At 45.6% G+C, this 10,571-nt stretch carries 11 protein-coding genes; all 11 read right to left on the reverse strand.

The genetic code is table 11. The features are described 5' to 3' along the window. Nucleotides 1-1,182: a phage major capsid protein gene (locus tag LI114_RS07705; protein WP_227220173.1), complete on the reverse strand. Its 1,182-nt coding sequence runs from the start codon at nucleotides 1,180-1,182 to the stop codon at nucleotides 1-3. 12 nt (nucleotides 1,183-1,194) lie between these two features. Next, entirely contained in the window at nucleotides 1,195-2,031 is an 837-nt protein-coding gene (locus LI114_RS07710; protein ID WP_319638298.1) for a head maturation protease, ClpP-related, read from the reverse strand. Next, on the reverse strand, nucleotides 1,919-3,265 hold the full coding sequence (locus LI114_RS07715; protein WP_227220175.1) for a phage portal protein: 1,347 nt from the start codon (nucleotides 3,263-3,265) through the stop codon (nucleotides 1,919-1,921). Before LI114_RS07715 ends, LI114_RS07710 begins: the two co-directional genes overlap by 113 nt. A gap of 87 nt (nucleotides 3,266-3,352) precedes the next feature. After that, nucleotides 3,353-4,399, reverse strand: coding sequence for a Fic family protein (locus tag LI114_RS07720; RefSeq protein ID WP_227220176.1), 1,047 nt, complete (start codon nucleotides 4,397-4,399; stop codon nucleotides 3,353-3,355). Nucleotides 4,400-4,630: 231 nt separating this feature from the next. After that, nucleotides 4,631-4,942, reverse strand: coding sequence for a hypothetical protein (locus LI114_RS07725; RefSeq protein ID WP_227220177.1), 312 nt, complete (start codon nucleotides 4,940-4,942; stop codon nucleotides 4,631-4,633). Between the two features lie 33 nt (nucleotides 4,943-4,975). After that, complete coding sequence (locus LI114_RS07730; RefSeq protein ID WP_227220178.1) at nucleotides 4,976-5,569, reverse strand: hypothetical protein; 594 nt, start codon at nucleotides 5,567-5,569, stop codon at nucleotides 4,976-4,978. A gap of 156 nt (nucleotides 5,570-5,725) precedes the next feature. Next, nucleotides 5,726-7,336 carry a terminase large subunit gene (locus tag LI114_RS07735; protein ID WP_227220179.1) on the reverse strand — a complete coding sequence of 537 codons (1,611 nt, stop codon included), beginning with the start codon at nucleotides 7,334-7,336 and terminating at the stop codon, nucleotides 5,726-5,728. A 4-nt stretch (nucleotides 7,337-7,340) separates the two neighbouring features. Continuing rightward, complete coding sequence (locus LI114_RS07740; RefSeq protein WP_227220180.1) at nucleotides 7,341-7,538, reverse strand: hypothetical protein; 198 nt, start codon at nucleotides 7,536-7,538, stop codon at nucleotides 7,341-7,343. 6 nt (nucleotides 7,539-7,544) lie between these two features. Continuing rightward, nucleotides 7,545-7,997: a gamma-glutamylcyclotransferase family protein gene (locus tag LI114_RS07745; RefSeq protein WP_264468253.1), complete on the reverse strand. Its 453-nt coding sequence runs from the start codon at nucleotides 7,995-7,997 to the stop codon at nucleotides 7,545-7,547. 66 nt (nucleotides 7,998-8,063) lie between these two features. Further along, entirely contained in the window at nucleotides 8,064-9,011 is a 948-nt protein-coding gene (locus LI114_RS07750) for an amidoligase family protein (protein WP_227220181.1), read from the reverse strand. Nucleotides 9,012-9,139: 128 nt separating this feature from the next. Further along, nucleotides 9,140-10,543, reverse strand: coding sequence for a DNA cytosine methyltransferase (locus LI114_RS07755; protein WP_227220182.1), 1,404 nt, complete (start codon nucleotides 10,541-10,543; stop codon nucleotides 9,140-9,142). Between the last annotated feature and the right edge of the window lie 28 nt (nucleotides 10,544-10,571).

Genomic DNA, 10,571 nt, shown 5'->3' on the forward strand with positions numbered 1-10,571 from the left:
TCACTTGCCAGACGCAGGAAGTGCCGTTTTCAGCTTGAGTATCTGGACTGCTTCGGGCAGGATAAGCTTGCCGTCAACACGCTCCTTAGCTACAAAACCGACCATGTCATTTCCGGCGAAAAGTTCCGTCAGTTTCTTGAACGAGCGCGACCCTCTGTCACCGATATTGTAGTAGCTGAAATCTCCGAAAGCAATAGCATCTGCGGGCGCATATGCCGAAGTGTAAACGGGATAGCCGAGCAGTCTTTCGGGCTCGCCCTCTTTCAGCGAAGGCTGCCAAAGATACTGGTCGTTCGCATCTTTAAGCTTTCTCAGAACGGCAAGATTTTTGTCGTTCATAATGAAAGCCGCCTTTTTTCTGTATGGTCTTTTCAGCGTGTAAACGAGGTTGATAAGCTCATCGCCAATAAACGCCGCCACCTCAGCTGTAACATTTCCACCGCCGGTTTTGGCGAAGATACCGGTAGGCTTTCCCTTGCCGTCGCCGTTTAAGAACGCGTCCTCTTCGGCATTAGCCAATGCCTTTCCAAACTGCGTTATGATGTAGTTTTCAAGTCCGAAAGCGTTGTCATAAAGCAGTTCCTCAGTGACCTTTATCGCAACGTGCAGTTTGTGAGCGTCAAGCAGTATCTGGCTGAAAGTACTGTCGCCCCATGTAAGCTCCTGCCCCTCTTCTATCCATGATGCCGCCGGTTTTGTCGCCGCCACATTTATCTTATGGTCGCCCGCTGTTGTCAGCTTCGTGCCCAGTGCACGGAGAATATTTTCCTCTTCAAGCACGTCGATAAGACGTTTGTCATATTCCTCCGGCACAAGATAACCGCCGTCAGCATCAACGCCTTCCTGCAGAACGTTTGAAACGTTGCGAAAATTTGAACGCAGAGCACCAAGCATAGCCGCCTTGTATTCGTCAGACGCACGACCTGTCTTTTCTTTTGCAGTCTGTGCAGGCTTGCTGACGATAGGTGAATTTATTGGCTGAGAAAGCATTTTGTCACGTTCTGCCGCCCTCTGCTGACGTTCGATAGAGGCGGTCAAGTCCTCGATCTCCTGCTCCATTCTGTTGTATGCGGCAGTATCCTCAGCGGAAAGCCTGCCGTTCTTGTCCTCGTGGGTGTCAACAAAGCTCTTTGCCGTTTCCCACACCTTTGCTCTTTTCTGCATAAGTTCCTGAATAGTCATAAAAAGTCCTCCTTAAATGTATTTTTTGATTATGTCAAGGCGGTTTCTAAGGTCGCTTGCCTGCGTTCCGCCTATGTTTTCGGGCTTGCGGTAATGCCTTTCAAGCTTGTTCTGCAAAGCCCTGTTTACAGCTGTTCGTGAAAACAAAAAAGAAGAGGTCTTTTCTTTAGACTTCTTCTCATCGGTATCATCATCTGAATTGTCCTTATCCTCTTCATCATCGTCACCATCGTTATCTTCTTCTGTATCTTCATCGGATTTATCATCTTCCTCAGACTTCTTATCCGCCGAACGTTCAATAAACCCGTCAGCAAAGCCAAGTTCAAGCGCCATATTAGCGTTCATCCAAGTTTCAGCGTCCATAAGGTGTGAGAGTTTCGCTCTGCTTAGATGTGTTTTTCTCTCGTAAGCATTGATGATAGACTCTTTGACCTCACCGAGCATATCGATAGCTTTCTGCATTTCAGCGTGATCGCCGAAAGCCATAGTCGCAGGGTTGTGTATCATCAGCATTGAAACCGGCGAAACAAGCACCTGCGTACCTGCCATAGCGATAACGCTCGCCGCACTTGCCGCAATGCCATCTATCTTGACGGTCACATTGCCCTTGTAGTCGGTAAGCATATTGTATATCTGAGCCGCCGCCACGCAGTCACCGCCGGGAGAGTTTATCCAAACCGTGATGTTGCCCGAACCGCTGTTCAGTTCTTCTTTGAATATCTGCGGCGTGACATCATCATCGAACCAGCTTTCCTCGGCTATCGTGCCGTTTAGGAAGAGCGTTCTCTCCGTCATCGGACTGTTCTCCGTCTGTTCGGTCTGATTCTTCCACTTCCAAAACTTCTTCATCGTCTTTCTCCTTTTCGTACTGCCTGCCTACGCTGGCAATATCTATCATATTTCCGTTGCACATAAATTTGTTGCCGCCCAACTCATCAGGAATAAGATCCATATTCTCCAGTGAACGCACGTCATTCGGGCACATAAAACCATTTTGTATACCCACTGCATACCCATTCATTCTGCTCTGATAGTCACCTCTAAGCAAGCCGTCAACATTGAACTTAGGGTAGTATTTGCTTTTCTCGTCGGGTGTCAGCAATGCTCTTGAAATTGCCTGTTCCCATCGAACTATCCAAGGTTCAAGTGTGTATTTGACGAACTCCAATGATTGCTGTTCAATGTTTGAAAAGCTTGATTTCTCCAGATCACCGACCATATGTGGCGGCACTCTGAATATTCTCGCTATCTCATTTATCTGAAATTTACGGGTTTCAAGAAACTGAGCCTCGTTTGGCGAAATGGAGATAGGCGTGTACTTCATACCCTCTTCGAGTATCGCAACTTTATGTGAATTGCCGCCCGAAAAACCTTTGTTCCAGCTGTCACGCACACGCTCGGGATCTTTTACAGTGCCCGGATATTCAAGCAGACCGCTTGGCGTTGCTCCGTTTGCGAAAAACTTTGCTCCGTATTCCTCTGTGGCTATCGCAAGTCCGACGGCGTTCTTTGCCATTGCGATAGGCGAGTATCCGACCAATCCGTCAAAGCCTAGTCCTGCGATGTGCAGAACATCTGACGGCTGTAAAATGACAGTTGAGCCTTTCATAGTTCGTGGGTCGCTGTCCTGCATTTGATACTGGTAGTACAGCCTGCCGTTTTCATCTCTGTCAACTGTCATTCGGTCTGGCATCAAAGGATAGAGTGCGACGACTTCACCCTTGCCATTGCGAATAATCTGAGCATAAGCATTACCCCACAAAAGCAGGTGCGTCATAAGCGTTTCACGGAACATAAAGCTGGTCATTTCAGGGTTTGGTTCATCGTGCAGTAAAGCGTAAAGTGGGTTGTCTGTGGCTTTTGCCGAGCCCTCCGCTGTGTATCTATACAAATGCAAAGGCAGTCCTGCCACTGCCTCAGAAAGTATACGAACGCAGGAATACACCGCCGTCATCTGCATTGCCGAGCGTTCGCTCACACGTCTGCCGCTGGTGCTTGTTCCCATGTAGAAGCAGTAGGACGCTCCTGCTGTGGAGTTTTTAGGCTTATCCCTGCTGTGGAATATGCCGCTGAATATTGACATTTGGTCACCTCGTTTCTGGTTTTTGGACATAAAAAAGCACCTATCTTTTTTGATAGATGCTCGTATTGCGTTAATTCAATTTGTGATCTAATTTAATCTGAAATAGCAGGTACTCTTTCCCTTGCCCTCTTTTTTTAATTCTCCCGCGGCAACAAGTTTTCTTAGTGCGCCCTCGATAGAACTGTCACTGAGAGTAGGACAGAGTTCCCTTATATCCTGCTTATTAAATCGCCCTATTTTGCTTTTGCTTGCCATTCTGACCATCTCAATTGCAGGCAGTTTCTCTTGAACAAGCGAGGTACGCTCTTCAAAATCTTTATACGATGCAAGTATCGTGCCTAAAATGTACTTTATAAATGGCACAGCGTCCTCTTTGCCTTCGTGCCAGCCGGTCTGCGACTGACTCAGAGCACTGTAATACAGATTTTTGTTCTTAGAGATCTTTGCCTCGAGCGATATATATTTACCAATGTAAAAGCCATTCTGATACAGCAGAAGAGTGGTAAGCAGACGGCTCATTCTGCCGTTGCCGTCATTGAAAGGGTGTATACAGAGAAAATCGTGTATAAATATGGGGATGATTATAAGCGGTTCAACCTCCAAATTACCGATAACACGGTTGTACTCTTCACATATCCTGTCAAGTGCCTCAGATGTTTCGTATGGTGCGAGCGGAGTAAACAGTATTTCTGTATGTCCATCGGGGTAAGTCGCACTGATATAATTCTGCACGCTTTTTGTTCTGCCTGCAAGCGGATTGTTCATATGGCTGTAAAGCATTTTGTGAAGCTGCAGAATATAATTTTGAGTTATCGGAATAGCGTCAAAACTTTCGTGTATAACGTTCAGCACATCTCTATACCCTGCGATCTCCTGCTCGTCACGATTTCGAGGAGTAGTCTTTTCTTCGACCAACTGCTTGATCCTCGTGCTTGTTGTTACGATACCCTCTATCGCATTTGAGGCTTCGGTACTTTGAATTTTTGCTATCTCAACAAGCTTTTCCAACTCTTGCGGACGCTGTTTCAAATACTGCTCCTGTTTTCCGGTCTCTTTGTATATAGCCGCTATAAGTCCGAGAATATCAGAATCCCACCTTTGTTCTTTCAAAGCAGAGTAATTAAAGCTTCGCATTTCCTTACCTCCATTCTTTTACCTTAAATTATATCATAAAATAAGGGAAAGGTCAATAGAATAAGTGAATTTGTCCTTAATATTATGTGAGAAATAAGGGAAAGTATCAAGCGGTATCCCTCTGCTATATAAAAGAGCCGATTTCTCGACTCTTATGGTATCTATAACATTGGGGAGCATATTCGTAATTTTATATCATCGTTTGTTCCCCAACACAAATGTTAGTTGTAATCAAATTGTCTTCCAACAGTGTTCTTTCATAAAGGATGCAATAACGTTAATTTCATCATCTTCATAGTATTTTACAAGAAGTCGTTTAAATTCTGGAACTTCATTTTCAGGAATCACTAGGGAACCAGCACCATGCGAAATAAGATAATGATTTGCAAAAATGACAGAAGCACGTTTGTTACCATCAAGAAAGATCTGCATCTTCATACAATAAAGACAAAGTTTTATAGCTATGTTAATAGCATCATCATTTTCTTCAACTATCTGTTTGATTTTATCTTTTACATCCAGTTCATTTGGCAGTGGAGGCACATAGCTTGAACCGCCTATGGTAACCGGAACACCTCAAATTCGACCACCCTCGGCAAAAAATCCTTCATTTACCAGTCCTGCAATATGACTGAGCATATAGTAGTCAGACTGGCTTGCAATTACATCGCGGTCCAAAATAAACTCCCATGCGTGTTTCAAATTCAAAATTTTCTGCACATCTGTAGCAGTCATACCGGAAACTTTTCCGTTTTCTATAATTTTCTCTGTCTGTGGAAAAGAGGTTGCTACACCTTCCAAAACCGCCTGATCATAGATGTTCGTTTTCATATTGACACGGGCAAATGCTATATTACTTATAACATCAGCAGAAAGTTCATCCTCAGAATATCCAACTGCAGCAAGCTGCTTTTCAATACTTCTAAGTGACTTTCTTATTTCACGTGCCTCTCTAGCATTACGAAGAAGCAGATTATACAGTTCTTCAGTATATACTCCAACATACGTTGATGTTTGTTTGCCAGCCACACGCTTTCTTACATAAAGATATTTTCCATCTCCACGCTCTTTGATTTCAGGTGTACCATCGTAGGGCATTAAGTTTAATCTTACATTAAGATCAGCACGCCTCCTCAGTAATTCCTGTATTTCATTATATTGTACCGACATTGTATCTTCTCCCTTGGGGAACTTTTTATATTGCTATTATAGCACAAATGCTCCCCAACAGTCAATGTTTATTAAGAAATTTTTTCTAAACAAATTCAAACTGTGCTCCTCAAATATATGAAGACATTTATAGTATGCCTAAATCACAATATACTATTAATATGTATCGATAAACAGTATTCCTCTACTATCATACACACTCTCCGTATTATCATTCCCGCACCGAATAGCCCTATCTAGCGCCATAATGGTCGCCACAGCACCGTCTATCTTCTCGGTAGACTTCTCCTTGTCGGGCTTGATGTTGCCGGCAGGGTCGGTACGAATGAAAATGTTGTCCATGTTCCAACGCAGGATAGGCTGACCGCCGTGTGCGATCTTCTCTTCAAGCGTCAGCTTCATAAGCTCTTTTGTCGGCGGCGACATATCTTTGAAACCCTGTCCAAACGGCACTACTGTAAAACCCATACCCTCAAGGTTCTGAACCATCTGCACAGCACCCCAGCGGTCAAACGCTATCTCACGAATGTTGAATTTTTCGCCTAATTGCTCTATGAACTTCTCAATGAAGCCATAATGAACCACATTCCCCTCAGTGATCTGCAAAAAGCCCTGCCTCTGCCATAGGTCATATGGAACGTGGTCACGGCGAACACGCAGTTCAAGATTGTCCTCAGGTATCCAAAAGTACGGCAGGATGATGTATTTTTCGTCCTCATCTCTCGGAGGAAAAATAAGCACAAATGCAGTAATATCCGTAGTCGATGAAAGGTCAAGCCCGCCATAGCACACCCGCCCCTCTAAATCGTCATCTCTGACAGCAAAAGCACACTTGTCCCATTTCTCCATAGGCATCCAGCGTACAGCCTGCTTTACCCATTGATTAAGCCTAAGCTGACGAAAACTGTTTTCCTCAGCAGGGTTCTGCTTTGCCGATTCGCAGGCGTCTTGTACTTTGTCAATACCCACTGTGATGCCAAGCGAAGGATTAGCTTTTGCCCATACTTTCGGGTCAGTCCAATCGTCTGATTCTTCCGCTCCGTATATCACAGGATAGAAAGTGTGGTCTATCTTTCTGCCCTTAATAATATCAAGTGCCTTTTGGTGAATTTCATAGCAGATAGACTTTGTGTCATTGCCGGCCGTAGTGATGAGAAAATACAGCGGCTGCATACGAGCGTCACCAGAGCCTTTGGTCATAACATCATAAAGCTTGCGGTTCGGCTGAGTGTGAAGCTCGTCAAAGACAACACCGTGGGTGTTGAAACCGTGCTTGTTGCCGACGTCTGCGGAAAGCACTTGATAAATGCTGCCGGTCGGCTGATAGATCAAACGCTTTTGTGAATCGAGTATCTTCACACGCTTTGAAAGAGCAGGGCACATTCTTACCATATCCGCCGCCACGTTGAAAACTATGCTTGCCTGTTGCCTGTCAGCCGCACAGCCGTAAACTTCCGCACGTTCCTCGCCATCGCCGCAGGTCAAAAGCAATGCAACAGCCGCCGCAAGTTCCGATTTGCCTTGTTTCTTTGGTATCTCAATGTATGCCGTGTTGAACTGACGATAGCCATTCGGCTTTAGCACGCCGAAAATATCACGGATTATCTTCTCCTGCCAGTCGATTAGTTCAAACGGCTTGTGTGCCCAAGTGCCTTTGGTGTGGCATAGGCACTCGATGAAATTCACGGCATAGTCAGCGGCTGAATTGTCATAGTGCGAAGTTTCAGACATAAATTTAGTAGGAACATATTTTTCAAGCTTTCGCAAATTATCACCCCTTGCTTTTATGTATAGTTTCGATTATCTTTTCCTGCTCATCAGCGGGGACACCTATGCTTTCTAAGGCTTCCCGTATGCCGCATTCGGGACAGATATGCGTGTTGGGGTACTTCCTCGAAAGAGCTGGAACATCGCCGTACTGTGCCCCACAAAGCGGACAGGTGCGAAGCGTTGTTGTGTTATCTTTCATTCTCAACTATCCCCTGCACTTTTCATATGCCCTCATCAGCACACGCTTGTCAAACATAAAAGCCTCGTACCCATCAAGGCAAGTTCTCAAGTAAAACTCACTCGGAATGCCGATAGGTCTGTCCTCATGCATAATGTAGGCAAATGCTGTTATCGTTCGCCTTTTGCCTGTGCGTATACCCTTGCAGGTCAGCTTGATGTTCTGCTTGTAATAGAAGTTCGGGTAACCCTCGTAGCGGTCAAGGGCAAGTTCATCGGCAGGGTTCACTTCCCATATTGCTACCGGAACACTGCCACTTTCATTCTTCTCAATGGTGAGATAAGAACCTGTCAAACTGCCTTTAAAAAGCAGTTCCCAGCCTTTCAAATCAGCCGTTGCAAGTATTGTCGCAGTCGGACATCTTCTTCTCATTTGAGCAACGTTCAAGTTACTGCCGTATGCTATGTAGTATCTTTTCAAAAGTATCAACTCCTTCTACCACCGCAAGACCGCCAAAGCGATCGGGTGGGTCTGCGACTAATCGTTTCAAGCCGCTCTGCCGTGTCTGAAAGCCGTGTCGCCGTCAAGATTGCGTGTTAAAATATCCCTTGCCGTTGCGAATTCCTCGCCGATAAAGCCTAGCCTTAAAAGCCAAGTTCTCATTGCGTATTTAGGGTTTTCGTTCTGCTGAGGTCTCGGACTAGCGGTCTTGACCTCTTTCGCCATTTGGCTGAGTGCTAGGCAAAGCTGAATGTAGCTTTTCAGCTGACCAGCATGAAGTCCGTTCTGCCTGCCGTTTGATGGTGCATCGAACTGGAAAAGTCTGAACTCAACCGTGCCTTTGGTGAATGTTGCGTGATAATTGAGCATATGGTATCTGCTTGAATTGTAATGGTGCTCTCTGTAAGAATCAGCACCCTGTGAACCGTACCAGATGTCGGCAAGGTCTGACATTGTCTTTGGCTTGCGTTTATTGAGTTTTTCAAGGAAATTCGGGTCAACTGTCTTGCAGTATCTGTTCATTCTTCCTCTGTCAAGCTTTAAAGCGGCGGCTAAAAGGCTTTCGTGGCTTGCCATAATGTTTGCAAGGTTGCGAAGCGTCTGCGGTGTGTGACCCTTTGCACCGATGTGAATATGAACTCCGCAGCCCCTTGTTGCATCGCTTTTTGCTCCCGCTCTACGAAGTCTGCGGATAAGTTCCTGCAAAAGCTCGATGTCCGAATATTGAAGTATCGGTGTTACAAGTTCGCACTTTTCGCTGTCTATACCTGCAATGCTGACGTCCTTTTGGAATTTCCACTCTCTGCCACTCTCATCAAAAGCCGACCAAGTGCAGTAGCCGTTGCGGTAAGCGGTGTTTTCAAATCTGCCTGTGCCGAAAAGTTCTGCGGCAATGCGTGCGGCTTTCTCTCTTGTGATGTTGTTCATCTCCACCTCAACGCCAATGGTCTGCGTTTTCATTTCCTCTATCTGTCTTGCAAGCTTGTCGTTCATCTTCAATTCTCCTAAACTTGTGTATTTCCCTTTCGGTGTACACATATTAACTCTTTTTCGGAGATATATCAATACGATCATTCGACAAAGATACACACAATATCTTGTGTATATCTGGCGATGGAATACTACAAATTGTTGTTTTGTGCGTAATACACTATTCCTGCCAGCACAAAACATACGCAAGGCAAAGCCACGCCGTTTCCCCACATCTTGTACTCTGCCGAATCAGAATGGGGAGCTTTAAGCCACTTGCGTATCTGATTTTCAGTCTTAGGCTTTGTGCTTTTGCCAACAGCTTTATTGTACTCTGCAAAAATATCCTGCCACAGCTTTATCTCATCATCGGTCGGTTCATCAGTTCCAAGATCAGCACACCAATCATCGGGAAAGCCTTGAAGTCTTGCACATTCGGTTGGAGTAAGTCTGCGGACTATGTAAGTCGGTTTGCTGGACACAGTGGGCGGGTCTTTCCAGTCGCTTGCCACAAGTGTATTTGCCAAATTTTCTTCCGCCTGCGTGTGATGAGAATTCTTACTAGTGCTGTATGCAACAGCGTGTTTGTCTGTGGAATTTAAGGTGAACGAAACTTCCTCGTTAATGCCGCTGCCCATAGGACCATTCTTTTCAGCCCTGCCTATCATTGAGCCTTGAACTGACACAACTGCTATTCCGCCTTGATTTGAATCGGGAGGGTTGCCGCCGGTATCTATCGTTCGTGAGGTGTCCGTTTCGTAGCAGTTATGCCTTGCGTTCCTTGTTCCCTCAGAAGTAAATCTGACATCAAAACATCGGGTATCTTTTTCTACCACAAACGGCTGATTATTGCCTCCGGTTCCGTATGTTGAGGACACGGTCGGTGCGGTGTCTTTCAGTTCGGTATACCTTGTATCCTGCGAATGGTTTTCATATACCGCCGCAGGGATAGTTCCTGCACGGAGCGTAGGTGCTTTTTCTTCATCAAAACCGATACCGCCTGCTTTTGCTGAATGTTCTGTACAAAATCCTGCCGTTTCCAAAACACAAGGCGAGTGATAAGCCTCTGCTCTGAGGGTAGTTGTCACATCATTGGTGATGTCCATTCTTTCGCCGCCTTGATCGTTCAGGCATACGCTTGTTTCTCCAAAGCCAGCCGCAAAAGTTCGGGAAGCTGTTTGCCACGGACGGCGGCACGGTTCAGTATACCCCGACAGGCTTTCGTACTTAAAAAGTATTTTTCCTGCACTCCTGCCATCAAGATCTGCGACAAGGTAGATACGTTTTCTTCTTTGGGGCACTCCCCAATACTGAGCGTCGAGGGTTCTCCAAGCGATGGAGAAACTGTCTGCCAATATCTCTCCGGCTTTTGACCACTTTGCAGGTCTAGGAACAGAAAAACGTTTGTCTTTGAGCCTGCATATGCCCTCGAGGACCGCTTTGAAGTCCTCGCCTTTGTTTGAGCTGAACGCTCCGGGGACGTTTTCCCACACGATATATCTCGGGTATCTGCCATTTGTTTCATTCCTTATGATTTTGTCAATAAAACTTGACACATTGACCGCAAGGATTTGAAGTTAAGCA

The sequence above is a fragment of the Ruminococcus sp. 210702-SL.1.03 genome (assembly GCF_020559915.1).
Lineage (GTDB): Bacteria > Bacillota > Clostridia > Oscillospirales > Ruminococcaceae > YE71.